At 66.1% G+C, this 18,053-nt stretch carries 11 protein-coding genes; all 11 read left to right on the top strand.

Features of this window, described 5'->3' with window-relative positions; all coding sequences use genetic code 11:
* Window positions 1–138 precede the first annotated feature (138 nt).
* The 11 genes from FA85_RS04895 to FA85_RS04845 all read left to right on the top strand — a co-directional run bounded on the left by FA85_RS04895 (window position 139) and on the right by FA85_RS04845 (window position 18,050).
* Window positions 139–2,172: a methyl-accepting chemotaxis protein gene (locus FA85_RS04895; RefSeq protein ID WP_036111308.1), complete on the top strand. Its 2,034-nt coding sequence runs from the start codon at window positions 139–141 to the stop codon at window positions 2,170–2,172.
* A gap of 4 nt (window positions 2,173–2,176) precedes the next feature.
* Entirely contained in the window at window positions 2,177–8,830 is a 6,654-nt protein-coding gene (locus FA85_RS04890) for an Hpt domain-containing protein (RefSeq protein ID WP_036111311.1), read from the top strand.
* Window positions 8,823–10,538 carry a chemotaxis protein CheB gene (locus FA85_RS04885; protein ID WP_036117236.1) on the top strand — a complete coding sequence of 572 codons (1,716 nt, stop codon included), beginning with the start codon at window positions 8,823–8,825 and terminating at the stop codon, window positions 10,536–10,538. The genes FA85_RS04890 and FA85_RS04885 overlap by 8 nt, the downstream gene beginning before the upstream one ends.
* The gene (locus tag FA85_RS04880) at window positions 10,535–11,026 is read left to right on the top strand and encodes a chemotaxis protein CheW (RefSeq protein ID WP_036111313.1); all 492 of its coding nucleotides are present in this window, start codon (window positions 10,535–10,537) and stop codon (window positions 11,024–11,026) included. Before FA85_RS04885 ends, FA85_RS04880 begins: the two co-directional genes overlap by 4 nt.
* Before the next feature lie 172 nt (window positions 11,027–11,198).
* Complete coding sequence (gene hemP / locus FA85_RS04875; protein ID WP_051944201.1) at window positions 11,199–11,336, top strand: hemin uptake protein HemP; 138 nt, start codon at window positions 11,199–11,201, stop codon at window positions 11,334–11,336.
* Window positions 11,337–11,425: 89 nt separating this feature from the next.
* A complete protein-coding gene (locus FA85_RS04870; protein ID WP_051943389.1) occupies window positions 11,426–11,989 on the top strand; it encodes a hypothetical protein in 564 nt (187 codons plus the stop codon).
* A 162-nt stretch (window positions 11,990–12,151) separates the two neighbouring features.
* On the top strand, window positions 12,152–13,423 hold the full coding sequence (locus tag FA85_RS04865) for an efflux RND transporter periplasmic adaptor subunit (RefSeq protein WP_036111315.1): 1,272 nt from the start codon (window positions 12,152–12,154) through the stop codon (window positions 13,421–13,423).
* Between the two features lie 34 nt (window positions 13,424–13,457).
* Window positions 13,458–14,168 carry an ABC transporter ATP-binding protein gene (locus FA85_RS04860; RefSeq protein WP_036111317.1) on the top strand — a complete coding sequence of 237 codons (711 nt, stop codon included), beginning with the start codon at window positions 13,458–13,460 and terminating at the stop codon, window positions 14,166–14,168.
* Window positions 14,169–14,200: 32 nt separating this feature from the next.
* Window positions 14,201–15,508, top strand: coding sequence for an ABC transporter permease (locus tag FA85_RS04855; RefSeq protein WP_036111318.1), 1,308 nt, complete (start codon window positions 14,201–14,203; stop codon window positions 15,506–15,508).
* A gap of 10 nt (window positions 15,509–15,518) precedes the next feature.
* Entirely contained in the window at window positions 15,519–16,733 is a 1,215-nt protein-coding gene (locus tag FA85_RS04850) for an ABC transporter permease (RefSeq protein WP_036111320.1), read from the top strand.
* Between the two features lie 15 nt (window positions 16,734–16,748).
* Window positions 16,749–18,050: an ABC transporter permease gene (locus tag FA85_RS04845; protein WP_036111323.1), complete on the top strand. Its 1,302-nt coding sequence runs from the start codon at window positions 16,749–16,751 to the stop codon at window positions 18,048–18,050.
* Window positions 18,051–18,053 lie beyond the last annotated feature (3 nt).

Genomic DNA, 18,053 nt, shown 5'->3' with positions numbered 1-18,053 from the left:
CGGCCCGTTACAGGATGGGCGGAGGTGGCTTGGCCGCTTTCGCATTGGGAACGGGGGGGCGATCACTTCGGTCGCTTCGTCTTGCCGGCAGCCTCGAGGCGCCGGTGGCTAGCTTTGCCAGGTTTGGGTGAGGTAGATATGAGCACGACAGCAGGCGGCGCAGGCCGGGAACGTGGCTACACGATCGTTATCGTGTTTCTTCTCCTGGCGATCGGTTTGGCGTCGGTCGACTTCTGGTGGCTGAACACCAGGAACGGTGAGGATCGCGAAGCCATCGCGTTGACGACCCAGGTTCAGGTGCTTTCGCAGCAGACCGCGAAGTACGCGCTCGAGGCATCCGACGGCAACCGCGACTCCTTCCGCGAACTGTCGGCCACCCGGAATACGATCGATTCGGCGGTGCAACGCCTGGTCAAGGGCGACGACAAGACCGGCATGCCAGCTTACGCGGACGACAACGGCTCGCAGGCCGGTCGCTCGGTGGGCGCGCTGGCCAACGCCTGGCACCAGCTCGACGCGGACATCGGCAAGATTCTCTCCAATAAAGACCTCGTCCTGTCGTCGGGTGAGCGCGCCGATCTGTTCTCCAGGCAGATGCCGCTGCTGAACGCGCGTACCGACGAGGTGCTCAACATCGTCCAGCAGAAAAACGCTTCGGTGGAGCAGACTTTCACCATCGCGCGCTGGATGCTCATGGCTGACCGCATGATCCGCCGCGTGCAGGAAATCCTGCAGGGTGGCGACGGTGCGCAGTCCGCCGCTGACGGCCTGTCGCGCGATGCGCAGCTGTACGGTTCGGTGCTCAAGGGCCTGATCGATGGCAACCCGGACGGCGGTGTCCGTGCCATCTCCGACAGCAATGCACACAAGATCCTGACCGACATGCAGACGTCGTGGGGCGACCTGGTCGATCCCGTCACCCAGCTGGTCTCGGCGTCGCCGAACCTGCAGGACGTGAAGCGCGCCGGTAACCAGGCGTCGCTGGATTCGCAGACCGTGTTGCTGCGTGCGAACGAGTCCGCCGACCAGATCGCCAGGTTGCCGCTGACCCGCCTGTTCCCGAACGTATGGTGGGGCCTGATCGGCGCCATCGGCGCGGTGGCGTTCGCCCTGTTGCTGGTCTACAACCTCGTGCGCGATCAGCGTCGCCGCCTGGAAACCACGTCCGAACTCAATCAGCGTAACCAGACCGCGATTATGCGGCTGCTGGACGAGATGGGCTCGCTCGCCGAAGGCGACCTGACCATCAAGGCCACGGTGACCGAGGACATCACGGGCGCCATCGCGGACGCCATGAACTCCGCGGTCGACGAGATGCGCAACCTCGTCACCACGATTAACGAAACGGCGGTGCGGGTCTCGGCGGCAGCGCAGGAAACCCAGGCCACCGCGATGCACCTCGCCGACGCGGCGGAACAGCAGGCGCAGCAGATCACCTCGGCGACCTCCGCCATCAACCAGATCGCCACCTCGATGGATACGGTGTCGAAGGATTCGGCCGAGTCGGCGGACGTGGCGCAGCGCTCGGTGCAGATCGCATCGCGTGGCGCGGAAGTGGTGCGGGAAACGATTCAGGGCATGGACTCGATCCGTGACCAGATCCAGGAAACCTCGAAGCGAATCAAGCGACTGGGCGAGTCTTCGCAGGAAATCGGCTCGATCGTCGAACTGATCAACGACATTGCCGAGCAGACCAACATCCTCGCGTTGAACGCAGCCATCCAGGCGGCGTCGGCCGGTGAAGCGGGTCGCGGTTTCGCGGTCGTCGCGGACGAAGTCCAGCGACTCGCCGAACGTTCCGCCAGCGCCACGAAGCGAATCGAAACGCTGGTCCAGACCATTCAGTCCGATACCAACGAGGCGGTCAGCTCCATGGAGCAGACCACCGCCGAGGTGGTGGCGGGTGCGCGACTGGCCGAGGACGCGGGTACCGCGCTGGGCGACATCGAGCGCGTCTCGAACGATCTGTCCGCACTGATTCAGAACATCTCCGCCGCTGCCCGCCAGCAGTCGGCCGCGGCAACGGATACCTCGGCGACGATGAACGTCATCCAGGAGATCACCTCGCAGACCTCGCTGGGTGCGAGTCAGACGGCCGAGTCGATCGGAAACCTGGCACAGCTGGCGAACGACCTGCGACTGTCCGTCGCGAACTTCAAGCTGCCGGGCTAATGCAGTGAGACTTCAAGACCATACCGATTTCACTACGCTGCACTGGGTCAAGGCGGAGCTCGACGACGCCTTGTCCAAGGCACGCCAGGCCCTCGAGTCCTACGTCGAGGACTCCCGCGACGCCTACGTCATGCACACCTGTGCCGCGGACCTTCACCAGGTCCACGGCACGCTGCGTATGGTCGAGTTGTACGGCGCCGCGATGGTCGTCGGCGAAATGGAGCAGCTGGTCGCCGCGCTGATCGACGATCGCGTGGCCCATCGCGACGACGCCTATGCCGCGCTCATGCGCGGCATGATGCAGATGCCCGACTACCTCGAGCGTCTGCAGAGCGGTCACCGCGACGTGCCCATCGTGCTCCTGCCGTTGCTGAACGATCTTCGCTCGAGCCGTGGCGAGCAGTCGCTGCACGAGTCGGCACTGTTCACGCCCAACCTCGACACCATGCTGCCGGCCATTGCGCCCGGTGCGAACGATCCCGCGGCGGCGGAAAGCCATCGCGCCGAGATCGCCGAACTGCGCGTGCGTTTCCAGCAGCAGCTGCTGGCCTGGTTCCGCGGACAGGGCAACGAACGTCAGCTGCTCGGCATGCGTGCGACGCTCGACGGCATCGCCGCGCGTTGCTACACCATCGCCGGCCGTCGCCTGTGGTGGATCGCCGCCGGTGTGCTCGAGGGCCTCGAGCGTGGCGTGCTGCGCGCCCACGAAAAGGACGTGCGCCAGCTGATCGGCCGCGTCGACCGTTCCATCCGTGAACTGGTGGAGGGTGGCGAAGACGCATTGCTCAACGGCGATGCGGACGAACTCGCACGCAAGCTGCTGTACTACGTCGCGCAGGCCAAGCCGGGCAGCGAACGCCTCGAAGAACTGCGCCAGACCTATCGCCTCGACGGCTTGCTGCCGCAGGCGGCCGAGGTCGAGCATGCCCGTGGCTCGATGTCCGGTCACAACCGCGCGCTGCTCGACACCGTGTCGGTGGCGATCAAGGAAGACCTGCTGCGCGTGAAGGAATCGCTCGATCTGTTCCTCCGTCGCCCCGATGGCGATCCCGCTCAGCTCGGCCCGCAGGCTGACGTACTCGATCGTGTCGGTGACACGCTGGGCATGCTTGCGCTCGGTGTGCCGCGCCGCGTGGTGGGCGAACAGCGCCGGATCCTCGGCGAAATCGCCACCGGTGCGCGCGATCCCGACGAAGAGTCGTTGCTCGATGTCGCGGGTGCGCTGCTCTACGTCGAAGCCTCGCTCGACGACCACATCGAACGCCTCGGTGCCGAGGGCGAGGAGCAGGTCGTTTCCGACCTCGGTCCGTCGCCGCTTCCGCGCAGCGAAGCACGCCACATTCTCGCCACGCTGATGCGCGAAGCCACGGGCAACACGTCGAAGGTCAAGGACGCGATCGTCGCCTTCGTCGAGTCGTCCTGGGATCACGCCCAGCTGGACGGTACGCCAGAGCTGATGGCCGAAATCGGCGGCGCGATGCGCATGCTGGGCGCTCCGCGCCCCGGCGAACTCGCCGACGGCATTGGCCTGTTCATTCATCGTGAACTGCTCGGCGACCGCCGCGTGCCGAACGGCGCGCAGATGGATCGCCTTGCCGATGCACTGGCGGCGCTCGAGTATTACCTCGAAGCCGCCCGCGAACACCGCGGTGGCCTCGAGCACATACTGGACGTGACGCAGCAGAGCCTGGCCGAGCTCGGCTACTGGCCGCTGCCGACCGCTGAGGAAGACGTAGCCGAGCCGCTGGGCGAAGCCGCGATCGAGCGCATCGAAAGCGAGGCGATCGAGCACATCGCCGTGCCGTCGACCAGCGTCGATGCGGGCGAAACGGTATCGACGTTTGCGGAATCGTTCGATCTGGTCGACGAGCCGCCGACCGAGGCGGAAATCGCCGCGGCCGCCGCGGTCGCCGCGCCCGAAGCGACGGCGCCTGAAGCGACGTCGCCGGTCGCGGCCGCTGCGGAGCCCGCCGCTGCCGCGGGCGAGGAAGACTGGGTCGAGATCGAGGAAGAAATCGAGCAGGAAGTGGGCGGCGCAGGCCATGCCGAGTTCGCCGGCTTCCAGATCACGGTCGACGGTATCGACGACGAAATCCGCGAGATCTTCCTCGAAGAAACCGAGGAAGAGATCAACAATCTCCGCGCCGCGCAGAGCGCGTGGCTGGCCAATCCGGAAAGAAGCGAGTCGCTCGTTCCGATCCGTCGCTCGTTCCATACGCTGAAGGGCTCCGGTCGTCTGGTCGGCGCCCGTCTTCTGGGCGAGTTCGCCTGGAAGGTCGAGAACACGCTCAACCGCGTGCTCGACAAGAGCATCGAACCGCATCCGGGCGTGCAGGCGCTGGTCCGTCATGCCATCGATGCGCTGCCGCAGCTGAAGGCCGCTCTCGAAGGCGAAAGCACGCCGGGTGCGCCGATCGCCGCGATCATGGAAACCGCGGATCGCCTCGCGATGGGCGACATGGCCTTCGTGGAAGATGTCGCGAAGAGCTCCGTACAGAAGGTCCGCACCAAGGTGAAGCGTCGCGTGCCCCGCGACACCATCGCCGCCGTGCCGACCGCCGCTTTCGCCAGCTACGGGCAGACGCCCGCCGAGCCCGTCGAAGCCGCGCCGAGCGAGCCGGTGTATGTCGCGCCGCCGCTGCCGCCGGTCGACGCCGTGCTGCTCGACATCCTGCGTACCGAGGTGGCCCAGTACCTCACGATCATTCGTGCCAACCTGGCCCGCGCCGGCGACGGCGAACTGTTTGTCGACGACGCGCTGCTGCGTGCCGTGCACACGTTGCACGGTGCCATCGGTATGGTCGACATCCCGGTGCTCATCCAGGTGCTCGCACCGCTGGAAGGCCTGATCAAGCGCGTTCGTGCCAGCGGCCTGCCGCTGCGTGTCGAAGGCGTAGACGCGCTGACCGATACGGCCGATCTCGTCGATCACGTGATGGACCAGTTCGACACCCCGGATCCGCGCGTACCGGACGTGGCCGCGCTGGCGGCACATATCATCGCCATGCGCGACGAACAGCCCGAAGCGACGGTCGCGCACATCCTGTACGAGCCCGATCCGCTGCCGCTGGACGAGACGCCCGTCGACGCGGCGTCCGCGACGCCGGTCGTCGCCGACATCGACAACATCGACAACATCGAAGACGTCGTGCCGCACGTTGCGAACGTCGTCGACGACGTCCCGCCGCCGGTCGTGGACGAGGTCTTGCCGGAAGACGACGTGGCCTCCGGGTCGTCGCTCGACACGGAAACCCTCGCCGACGACAGCGTGGAAGAGGATGCTGCCGCTCCGGGGGATCTCGAAGCCGAGCTGGAAGCGATGCTGGCCCGTGAGCTGGCCGAGCTCGAGGCTGCCGCTCCGCCCGCGGTCGAAACGAAAGCCGACGTCGTCGCCGACGTGGAGCCTGAATCCGAAACGTCCGAAGAGCAGGAGCTGACGCTCGCCGAGCTTCAGGCCGACATCGACGCCGAGACGGACAGTCAGGCCATTCCCGGGATCGAGCTGGCGCCCGTCGAGCCGATCGACAGCACGGACGATCTCACGGCCGAGCTGCTCGCTTCGTTCGAACGTTTCGAGGTCGACAAACCGGAAGGCGTGGTCGAGCCGATCGCGAAGTACGACGTCGACGAAGCGGCTGCCTGGCGCGCGCTGGTGGAGGGATTCGATGCCGCGGCGACGACGCCGGCCGGGCCGTCGGTCGACGCGGCAGCGGAAGCCAACGCCGAAGCCGAAGCGGAAGCATTGCCGCAGCCGATGTCGCACGACGGTGACGTGCCGCATACCGACGATGGCCTCGTCGAACCGCGTGTCGAGGATTCGCGTGTCGGGGAGGTCGTTTCCGCCGACGATGAAGTGATCGACGAGACGCCGTCGGAAGAGGATTCGTTTGTCGATCCCGATCCGCTGGCGTCGGCGGGTCCCGACGCGCCGGCAGAGTCGGCTCCCACCGAGCCCGTCTTCGAGCCGGTGGCCGAGGAAATACCTGTCGACCAGGCCGAGGCTCCGGAAGTAGCGCCGTACGCCGCTGACATGGCGGAGTCCGAAGCATCGTTCGAGCTGGCTGAGCCGGAAGAAGCCGCTGAGCCGCGAGCAGTGGCCGAGCCGGACGAAGTGGCCGAGCCGGAAGACGTGGCTCAGCCGGAAGACGTGGCCGAGCCCGCCGTGGCCGAGCCCGTTCTCATCGAAGACCAGTCGCATGAACCGGTCGCCGCGCCGGTGCATACGCCGGTGGACGAGCCGGCACCGGCCCTGGTGCCGGAGCTTTCGCCGTATGCCGATATCGATCCCGACCTGCTCGAGGTGTTCGTCGAGGAAGGCCGCGAGATTCTGGATCACGCCGACGGCGCGCTCGCCGCATGGCGCATCGAGCCGCAGGTGGCGGAACACGTCACCTCGCTGCAGCGCGATCTGCACACGCTGAAGGGCAGTGCGCGCATGGCTGGCCTGGCGCCGGTCGGCGACTTCGCGCATGCGATGGAAGCCCTGCTCGACGCGGTGGCCACGGGCCAGCGCGAAAGCGACCGCGCCTCCATCGAAGCGATGGAAGTCGGTTTCGATCGTCTGCACGGCATGATCCAGAGCATCGCGCAGAACCGCGCGATCGCGCTCAGCGATGCCGACATCGAGCCGTTCGCACGCCTGGCCGGCGCGCCCATCGCACCGGATACGCTGACCGCCGAGGCTTACCGTGAAGAGCGCGAGGCCGCCGAGTACATCCCGGCGACCGAGCCCCTGCCGGAACCGGAAGTCATTCCTGTCCTCGACCACGAACTGCCGGACCTGCTGCCGGAATTCGAGGAAGAAGAACTGCAGCGCGCGTCGCAGGAACAGATCCGTGTCCGCGCGGACATGCTCGACACGCTGGTGAACCACGCCGGCGAAGTGTCGATCTACCGCTCGCGCCTGGAACAGCAGACGGCCAGCTTCCGCTCGACGCTCACCGAGCACGAGCAGACGGTCAGCCGTCTGCGCAGCCAGCTGCGCATGCTCGAAATCGAAACCGAAGCGCAGATCATCGCGCGTTACCACCAGGAACACCGCGATACCGGATCGGCGACGTTCGATCCGCTCGAACTCGATCGCTTCTCGCAGCTTCAGCAGTACTCGCGAGCGCTGGCCGAGTCGGTATCCGATCTGGTCTCGCTGCAGACGATCCTCGATGAGCTTACCCGTCAGTCCGAAAACCTTCTGCTCCAGCAGCAGCGGGTCAACGCGGAACTGCAGGAAGGTCTCATGCAGACCCGCATGTTGCCGTTCGACGCGATGGTGCCCAACCTTCGCCGCACGCTCCGCCAGGCCGCCAACGACGTTGGCAAGCGGGCGCAGCTGGTGGTGGAAGGCGCCAACGGCGAAATGGACCGCAACATGCTCGACCGTATCAAGGCGCCGTTCGAGCACATGCTGCGTAACGCGGTCGCCCACGGTATCGAGACACCGGACACTCGCGAAGCCAACGGTAAGCATCCGGAAGGCACGGTGCGTATCCAGGTGGCGCGCGAAGCCACCGAGGTCGTGGTACGCCTGTCCGACGACGGTGCCGGCATGGACCGCGATGCCATTCGCGCCAAGGCGATCGAGCGCGGCCTGCTGCGTCCGGATGCCCGTGTTTCCGACGACCAGATCCTTCAGCTCACCCAGGTACCGGGCTTCTCCACCGCGGAGAAGGTCACCCAGGTAGCCGGTCGTGGTGTCGGTATGGACGTGGTCGCCAACGAGATCAAGCAGCTCGGCGGCACGCTGGCGATCGAATCGGAGAAGGGCAGCGGTACGACCTTCGTGATGCGCCTGCCGTTCACCCTCGCGGTGACCCAGGCCCTGATCGTGCGCATCGGTGAAACGAACTTCGCCATCCCGATGACCTCGGTCAACGGCGTGGCGCGTGTGGAGCCGAACGAGCTTGCCCACCGCATGGCCGACGAGCAGCCCGCGTTCGACTATCTGGGTGAAGAGTTCGCCATCCACGACCTGCCGCAGCTGCTGGGCGTGCATATCGTCGCGTCGCCGGACGAGGGCGATATTCCGCTGCTGCTCGCTCGCTCGGGCGACCTGCGTGCCGCGATCCGTGTCGATGCCGTGCTCGGCTCGCGCGAAATCGTGGTCAAGCCGGTCGGTCCGCAGGTCAGCTCGGTGCCGGGTATCCTCGGCGCGACGATCATGGGCGACGGTTCGGTGCTGATGATTCTCGACCTCGCGCCCCTGGTGCGTCATGGCATGGCTCGCCGCGCCTTCGAAGCCGAGGCGGCCATCCCGCACGCACCGCGCGCGCAGGACGAGATCCGCGTGAAGCCGCTGGTCATGGTGGTCGACGATTCGATCACCATGCGCAAGGTCACCGGCCGCGTGCTGGAGCGTCACGAGTTCGAGGTGATGACGGCGAAGGACGGTATCGACGCGCTCGAAAAGCTCAATGAGCGCGTGCCCGACCTGATGCTGCTCGACATCGAGATGCCACGCATGGACGGCTATGAACTGGCGACGCAGATGAAGGCCGATGAGCGTCTGGCGGGCGTGCCCATCATCATGATCACCTCGCGTACCGGCGACAAACATCGTCAGCGCGCGTTCGACATCGGCGTGGACCGTTACATCGGCAAGCCGTATCAGGAAAACGATCTGGTCATCCAGATCAACGATGTGCTCGGAGTTCACCATGGGTGATCGTGCGCCCCTGGTGGCGTTACTGTTCGACGACTCAGCGCTGTCCGGACACCTGCGCGACGCGCTGGTCGAGCAGGGCGCGACGATCGTCTATGAATCGGACCTTCGTGCCTTCGCGCCCGCCGAACTGGTCGGTTCGTCGGCCGATGTGGTCGTGGTCGACCTCGACGACCCCAGTGATGACGACCTCGACCGTCTGTACGACACGGTCGAAGGCGGACATCCGCGCCTGGTGTTCAACGATGCGGACGTGAGCCGCGCGCTGGAAGGCTGGGACCGCGCCCGCTGGGCCCGGCATCTCGCGGCAAAGCTGGTCGGCGTGTCACCGATGGATCCGCCACGCCCCGAAGACGCCCGAGCCATCGAACCGCGTGTGGTCGCGATGGCCGGCGTTGCCGCACCGGCCGAAGAGACCTTCAACGAACCCCTGGTCGATGACCTGGCCATCACGGGTACGCACGGTTATCCCGAGGAGCCGATGGCATCCGTCGACAAGCCTGCGCCTGTGTCGATGGATGCCGTGCCGGGTGTCGAGGACGATGTGCCCGACGAACTGGCCTTTTCGACCACGCTGTCCGCCACGGGCGAACACGACGGTGAGGGGGCCGATCCGACGGAGCTCGCCGCCGAACTCGAAGCGCTGCTGGCCGACACCGATGCCTCCGCGATCAGCACGGACGGCCTGGACGAGGTGCCGTCCGCACCGGTCGAACTGACCGAGTTGGCGTCGCTCGATCTGTCCGGCTTCGAGGTCATCGACGAAACGCCGCCGCCGTCGCCCGCACCGGAACGCGAATTCGACCTGAGCCAGTTCTCGCTCGCACCTGAGGACGATGCCCTGCCGGGCACGGCGCAGGCAGGCACGCCGAAGCTGGAGATCGAAGGCCGCGCCACCGAATACGTACCGCCCCCGGCGCCCGAATGGGACCTGATCGACCACGACGCCGTCGTGCCCGAAACGGTGGCTCGCCCGCCCGCTTCGGAGTTCGGTATCGAAACGCTCACGGCTGCGGAATACCTCGCACAGGACATCGTCGACGACGGGACGCACGGCATCGAGGCGGGCTTCACGCTCGAACTGGTCTCGATGGAAGAAGCCATCGCGCCGCGCACCGATGGCGAGTTCTCTCACGAGATGTTCCTCGAAGGCAGCTCGCGTGCCGTGCGCCGGGTGATCGCCCTCGGCGGCGCAGGCGAAAGCGAAGCGTCGATCGCCGCGTTCCTGGCCGCGGTCCCCGCACGTCTTCCCGCGGTGCTTCTCGTCGTCGCGCATCATGACGACACCCAGGCATTCGCGCGTCGTCTGGGCGATCTGCGAATCGCCGGCGAGCAGGACCATACGGCCCACGGCGAGCGCTTGGTGGTGCCGCGCGGGTCGCACGTACAGATCCGCCGCGACGGCAGCGTCACGGTGCGCGAGGACGCCAGCGCGACCGGCAGTGCGGGCCCGTCGATCGACGGTGTCCTGAGCACGCTGGCCGGCGGGTTCGGTGGCGACGCGCTGGCCATCGTGTTCGCCGGTCGCGGGAACGATGCCGTGGCGGGAGCGCAGGCGGTTTATGACGCCGGCGGTCGCGTCTGGGTGGAAAGCGTGCCGGTGGAAGAGGCGCATGGCCACATGGTCGCGGGTATCCGCGAAGAGCGTGTGGCGGCCTATGCCGGCGACGTCGCGGCGCTGGCGCAGAAACTGATCGAGGAATTCCCATGAGCGAGCCGTTACCGCGAGAGATCCGCTGCGTCCTGATTCCCAGCGCGGGCGTACGCCTGCTGCTGCCGAACGCCGCGGTGGCGGAAGTCATTACCCTGGCTGGCGTCGAGCCGGTCGCCGATGCGCCCGATTGGCTGCTGGGGCGCATCGCCTGGCGTGGCTGGAGCATTCCGCTGGTGCGTTTCGACCATGTGGCCCGCCTGCCCGACGACGCACCGCCGCAGGCCGCCCGCGTCGCCGTGCTGAAGGCGCTCGGCAATACGGCAGGGCTGCCGTACATCGCCGTGGTGACCCACGGCTTCCCGCGCCTGACCACGCTCAATGCCGAGCTTCTGTTGCCGACCCACGACGGGCATGACCTGCCGTTCGGTGTGCGTGCGCGGGTGCTCGTCCGGGACGACACCGCGATCATTCCGGACCTCGAAGAACTGGAGCGGACGCTGGCCGGGATGCTTGCCGACGCCCCGCGGCTCGCCGGCGAGGGCTGAAACGACGCCGCCGTCGGGCGGCGTTTTCTCAGCAGAGACCCCATTGCCTGTTGACAGGTAATTGAGAATCATTATCATCAACTCCGCACCCTCAACCGCGGAGCTGACCATGTTGCTGAGAACGCTTCCCCTGACCGACAACGGCGGCCGAGACAAGGTCGTACCCCTTCGCATGGCGACCCCCGTCGCGACGCGGCGCATCGAGAGCAAGAACCTCCTCGACGGTTCGCGTGAGCTCGTCATCGAGCACCAGGGCAGCGAGTACCACCTGCGCCTGACTCGCAACGACAAGCTGATCCTTACCAAGTAAGCGCACTTCTCCCCGACGCCAAGCCACGCGGGACCTCCCCGGACCGCGCAAGCCAGGCCTCCGTTCCTCGTCCCATACCGGGAGGCGACATGTTCGGCTGGCTATCGTCCTTCGGCGTGCTCTCGCGCGCCCGTACCACCTCGACCACGCGCTGGCTGGCGCTGGCACCGCGGACCCTGTTCGAGGGCCTGGGGCAGCTGGGCGGTGTGCTGTACCTGGCACCGCCGCTGTCCGGCTGTGCGCTCAGCGCGCCGGCCGCCGACGGCTGCCTCGTGGAATCGGCCGATCTGGCGCCACTGCTGGTCGCCCGCTACGTGGGCCTGACCTGCGCCATCACGGCGGAAGGGCCGCGCGAGTGGATCGACTGCGTCAGCGCCGAAGGCGACACCGTCGCCCGCATCTATCTGCTGCCCGACACGGACTACCTCGCCTGGGATGGCCTGTTCGCCGACGCCTCACCGATCGCGGCGCCGGCGCGGCGATCGCCGAACCGCGAATGGTTGCGTGCATCGCGCGCGCGCGTGCTCACCTTCACCCGCCGACGGATGAGTGGCTTCACGGTGCTTGGTGCGCGCGACGCATGCATATCCACGCTCGGCCACGGTGTGGCGCGGGATATCGCGATGTCCGAATCCGTGGGCATCGCTGGCTGATGCCTCGCGCGGACGTGTCCGCCACCCGCGGGTGTCCGGACACTTTGTCCGCGGACACACGTCTCACACGCCGGATTCCTTGCAAGGCTATGATCTGATTTAGTATTTCGTGTTGGCACGCCGCTTGCTGCTACTCCCTGGAAATCACCAGGGATACCCAACATGATCCGCGACACCTCCGCACAGGACCGCCTCGTCGAAGTCCGCCCGAGCCATCGGCGCAAACTGCTGCTCGGTGGCGCGGGCGTGGTGGTCATGGCCGCACTCGTTTTCGCGGCGCCGAAGGTCGCGACGATGTTCTCCGCGGATTCGTCGGTCAGCGCCTCGCGCCTCTCGTTCGGCACCGTCACCCGTGGCCCCTTCGTTCGCGACATCGCGGCGGAAGGCAAAGTGGTCGCCGCCGTGAGCCCGACGATGTATGCCGCGTCCGCCGGTGCGGTCGTGCTGAAAGTGCATGCGGGCGACGTGGTGACGAAGAATCAGCCGCTCGCCGTCATCACCAGCCCCGAACTCACCAGCAAGCTCGCGCAGGAGCAGTCGGCGGCCGATGCGATGGAAGTGGAGTTCCTGCGCGCGCAGATCGACGCGACGAAGAAGCGCTCCGAGCTGCAGAAGGCGTTCGATAACGCGACCATCGATCAGACCGCCGCCGAGCGTGACCTCAAGCGCTACCAGAGCGCGTTCGACAAGGGTGCCGTGCCGGCCGCCGAAGTGGAGAAGGCCAAGTCCACGCTGGATAAGGCGGCGATCACCACGAAGCACGCGAAGTCCGACCTGGCGACGGATAACGACAGCCTGACTTTCGACGTGCAGTCGAAGAAGCTGGCCCACGACCGTCAGCTGCTGCTGGTGAAAGACCTCGAGCGCCAGGTCGACGACCTCAACGTGAAGTCGCCCGTCGACGGGCAGGTCGGTCAGCTGTTCATCGCCGAGCGCGCCACGGTCGCCAAGGATGCCCAGCTGCTGAGCGTCATCGATCTGTCCGCCCTCGAAGTCGAGATGAAAGTGCCGGAGAGCTTCGCGCGCGACCTCGCGATCGGCATGCCCGGTGAGATCACCGGTAACGGCAAGGTGTGGGACGGGAAGGTGAGCGCGATCTCGCCCGAGGTGGTCAATGGCGAAGTCGCGGCGCGACTGCGTTTCGACGGCGATACACCCAAGCAGCTGCGCCAGAGCCAGCGCATGTCCGTGCGTATCCTGCTCGACAAACGCGACAACGTACTGACCGTCGAGCGCGGCTCGTTCGTGGACGAAAGCGCCGGCCGCTACGCTTACGTCGTGGCCGACGGCATGGCCGATCGTCGCGATATCCGTGTCGGTGCCAGCAGCATCGACAAGGTCGAGATTCTGGACGGCCTGAAGGAGGGCGACAAGATCGTCATCTCCGGGGCGGACACCTTTGGCACCGCCAAGCACATCGCCATCAGCCGTTAACCGTTCCAACCATTCATCCACCGAGGGAAACGTCATGCTCAAGATGAACCATCTCGCCAAGGTCTACCGCACGGAAGTCGTCGAGACCTACGCCCTGCGCGACTTCAACATCGATGTGAAGGAAGGCGAGTTCGTGGCCGTCACCGGACCGTCCGGCTCGGGCAAGACCACCTTCCTCACCATCGCCGGCCTGCTCGAGACGTTCACCGGTGGCGAGTACCACCTGGACGGCGTCGAAGTGAGCAAGCTCGACGATAACGCCCGCTCGAAGATCCGCAACGAGAAGATCGGCTTCATCTTCCAGGCGTTCAACCTGATCCCCGACCTCAACGTGTTCGACAACGTCGAAGTGCCGCTGCGCTATCGCGGCATGAAAGCCGCCGAGCGCAAGCAGCGCATCATGGACGCGCTCGAGCGTGTCGGCCTGGCCTCGCGCGCGAGGCATTACCCGGCCGAACTCTCCGGCGGTCAGCAGCAGCGTGTCGCCATCGCCCGCGCACTCGCCGGCTCACCGCGTCTTCTTCTGGCCGACGAACCGACCGGTAACCTCGATACGCAGATGGCCCGCGGCGTGATGGAACTGCTGGAAGAGATCCACCGTGAAGGCGCCACCATCGTCATGGTGACTCACGATCCGGAACTCGCCGCACGCGCGCAGCGCAACGTCCACGTGATCGACGGCCAGGTGGTCGACCTCGCTGAAGAACCGCGCTTCCACTCGCATCCCAACGTCGCCCACTCCTGATCGTACCGCCGCTTCTCCGGGGGAATCCGTCCATGTTCAGTTACTACCTCCAACTCGGTATGCGCAGCCTGCGGCGCAACCCGGTCCTCACCGCACTGATGGTGATGGCCATCGGCTTCGGCGTGGCCGCGTCGATGACGACGTACTCGGTGTTCCGCGCGACGTCGCGGGATCCGATTCCACAGAAGTCGGCCGTGCTCTACAACGTGCAGGTCGACAACTGGGGTCCCGAGAATACGGAGAAGGGCGAGCCACCCCCGGCATTGTCGTACCAGGACGCGATGGCGCTGCTGCGGGCACACAAGGCCGAACGGCAGACGGTGACCTATCCGATCGGCATTTCCGTGATCCCGGAAGACCCGAGCCGTCTACCGGTGCGCGAAGGTGCGTACGCGACAGGTGCCGACTTCTTCCCGATGTTCGATGTGCCCTTCATCCAGGGACAGGCATGGACGCTGGACGACGACGAGCGCCATGCCAGCGTCGCTGTGATCTCGAAGACGCTGAACGACAAGCTGTTCGACGGCGGCCAGAGCGTTGGCAAGCAGATCAACATCGATGGCCATCTGTTCCGCATCAGCGGCGTGATCCAGGACTGGGCGCCGCAGCCGCTGTTCTTCGACGTGCCCAATACGAGCGGGTTCAACGATGGCGCCTCGGTGTATGTGCCATTCAACCGGGCTGTCGATCTCAAACTGCCCAATAGTGGCAACAACAACTGTGTCGCCGATCCCGGTGAAGGCTGGGACAACTATCTGCGTTCCGAGTGCATCTGGCTGTCGCTCTGGGCGGAGCTGCCGACCCGTGCCGCGGCGGAGTCCTACCGTCAGTACATCGCCGGCTATGGCGCCGAACAACAACGTGCTGGCCGTTTTCGCTGGGCACCCAACGGGCGCGTGCGTGACGTGATGGACTGGTTGTCGGTGCAGAACGTCGTTCCGCCGGAGTCGCAGGTGTCGCTGGTCGTATCGCTGGGCTTCCTGGTGATCTGCCTGGTCAACACGGTCGGCCTGCTGCTGGCGAAGTTCATGCGTCGGGCACCTGAAATCGGCGTTCGCCGGGCGCTGGGCGCGTCACGGCTGCATATCTACGCGCAGTTCCTGATCGAGGCGGGCACGATCGGCGTCGCAGGGGGCGTCCTGGGCCTGATTCTTACCGGGCTGGGTGTGCTCGGCGTGGGACTGGTCTTCCCCGAGCCCATCGCCCGGCTGGCCACACTGGACCCGATGCTCGTGCTGCTCACGCTCGTGGTGTCGATCGCCGCGTCGATCATCGCCGCTTTCTATCCGACCTGGCGCGCCGCTCAAGTGCAGCCCGCCTGGCAGCTGAAGTCGAACTGAGGATTTCATCGTGCAGATACTTCCCATCCTCGCCGCGCTGCGTCGGCATAAGGCCGGCACCATCCTCATCGCGCTGCAGATCGCGCTGACCCTGGCCATCGTCTGCAATGCCCTGTTCATCGTGCATGAGCGCGTCGAACGGGCGAACCGTCCCACAGGCATGAATGAGTCGAACCTGATCGCCGTGCAGAACCGGTATGTAGGCGCGCCCTCGACCTACCTTCCGATCATCAGGACGGACATCCAGGCCATTCGCGCCATGCCCGGCGTGGAAGATGCGTATGTCACCAATACGTATCCGCTGCGCCGGGGTGGCTGGTCATTGACGGCGCGCACGGCACCGGATGCGACCAAGGGCGGCGCGCAGACCGCGCTTTACTTCGGCGACGAGCACACGCTCAAGACGCTGGGCGTGCAGCTCATCGCCGGCCGGAATTTCACGGCTTCCGAGGTCGGCTCGTTCGAGCGCCAGGAGTCGCCGTCCCCGCCGCAGGTGATCGTGACCAAGACGCTGGCCGACAAACTTTTCCCCAACGGCGATGCGCTGGGCAAGGTCATCTATTACCGAGGCGGGAAGCCGTCGACCATCATCGGCATCGTGGCGAAGCTGACCGTTCCGTGGGTCGACATGGACTTCATGGACAGCGTGACGATCATGCCGCTGACGTTCAACGACGGCGGACAGAGTTTCATGATCCGTACCAAGCCGGGCCAGCAGGACGCCGTATTCAAGAGCGTTCCCAAAGTCCTGTTCGACGTCAACCGCATGCGTGTCCTTCCCGAAAAATACGGCATCCGTACCTTCGAAACGGTACGTGCGAACGCCTATGAGGCGGATCGCGGCATGGCGATCCTGATGAGCGTCGTCTGCGGCGTGCTGCTGGCCATCACGGCGGCGGGCATCGTGGGCCTGTCCAGCTTCTGGGTCGGGCAGCGGCGTAAGCAGATCGGTGTGCGGCGCGCATTGGGGGCGAAGCGCAGCGATATCCTCAGTTACTTCATGACCGAGAACTTCCTGATCGCGCTCGCCGGCGTGGTCGTCGGCACGATGCTCGCGCTGGGGCTGAGCCAGTGGATGTTCACGCATTTCGAGATGAAGCGGCTTTCGTTCACGTACGTCATGGTCGGTGTGGTCGCGCTGCTCGGCCTCGGTCAGGCGGCGGTGTTCGCGCCGGCGTTGCGCGCCTCGCGGGTGTCGCCCGTCGAAGCGACGCGGAGCGTCTGACGCGTGGGTGTATCGATGTTCGCCTACTACCTGGAACTCGCCTTTCGCAGCCTGAGGCGGAGCAGGGCGCTGACGGCGCTCATGATTCTCGCCGTCGCGCTGGGGATCGGCGCGAGCATGACCACCCTGACCGTCCTGCACGTGCTGTCGGGGGATCCGCTGCCGGAACGCAGTGGATCGATCTACATGCCCCGGATGGACCCTCGCGATCTGAGCCACGCGGAGGATACGAAGCTCCCCGTGCAGGTGACCTGGATCGACGGCATGCGCTTGCTGAAGGACCGTCGGGCGGACCGGCAGGCCCTGATGGTGGGTGGCACGGTACCGGTCCAGTCCGACGACCAGGCCATGGATCCGTTTATCGAGCACGCGCGCTATACGACGGCGGACTTCTTCCCGATGTTCGCTGTGCCATTCCGCTACGGGCAGCCGTGGAGCGATGCGGAGGACGAGTCCAGGGCACACGTGGCCGTGATCGGCGCCGATCTGAACGCCCGGCTGTTCGGCGGCACCAACAGCGTCGGCCGGACGATACGCGCTAACGGGGCGGATCTTCGCATCATCGGCGTGCTCGATGTCTGGCGACCCGTGCCGCATTTCTACGATATCTATACCGGCAGCTTTTCGGGCAGCGAAGGCGTGTTCGTCCCGCTCTCGACGGCCCGCGCGCTGGAGATGGGCCGAGACGGTGGGATCAGCTGCTGGGGCGAGGGATCGACCGCCGAAAACGAGATGGAACGTGCCTCGTGCACCTGGCTGCAGTACTGGGTGCAGCTCGACAGTGCGGCGCACCTCGAAGCGTATCGTCGCTACCTCGATGGCTACGCGCACGAGCAGGCGGCGCTTGGCCGTTTTCAGCGTCCCCAGCACCCGGAGGTGACCGGCCTGCTCGCTTTCCTGGAAGAGCAGAAGGTCGTTCCGAGTGACGTCCGCCTGCAGGTGTGGCTTGCCCTCGGATTTTTTGTCGTGTGCCTGGTCAACACCGTGGGGCTGATGCTGGCCAAATTCATGCGACGCGCCGGCGAAGTCGGTGTGCGGCGGGCACTGGGCGCGTCACGGCGCAGCGTGTTTGCGCAATTGCTCACCGAGGCCGGCCTGATCGGTGTGGCCGGAGGCGTGGGTGGGCTGATCCTCGCGTGGGCCGGACTCGCCCTGGTGCGAAGGCAGCCCGATGCGTTCGCCCGGCTGGCTCATCTCGATCTGGCCATGCTCGTCGCCACGTTGCTGCTTTCGGTGATCGCTACGTTGATCGCCGGCCTGCTTCCCGCCTGGCGCGCGTGCAGCATCACGCCCGCGCTGCAGCTGAAGAGTCAATGACAT

The sequence above is a fragment of the Luteibacter mycovicinus genome (assembly GCF_000745235.1).
GTDB classification, from domain to species: domain Bacteria; phylum Pseudomonadota; class Gammaproteobacteria; order Xanthomonadales; family Rhodanobacteraceae; genus Luteibacter; species Luteibacter mycovicinus.
The sequence above is the reverse complement of the archived record's forward strand: the minus strand, read 5'-3'. Positions and strand labels throughout refer to the sequence as shown.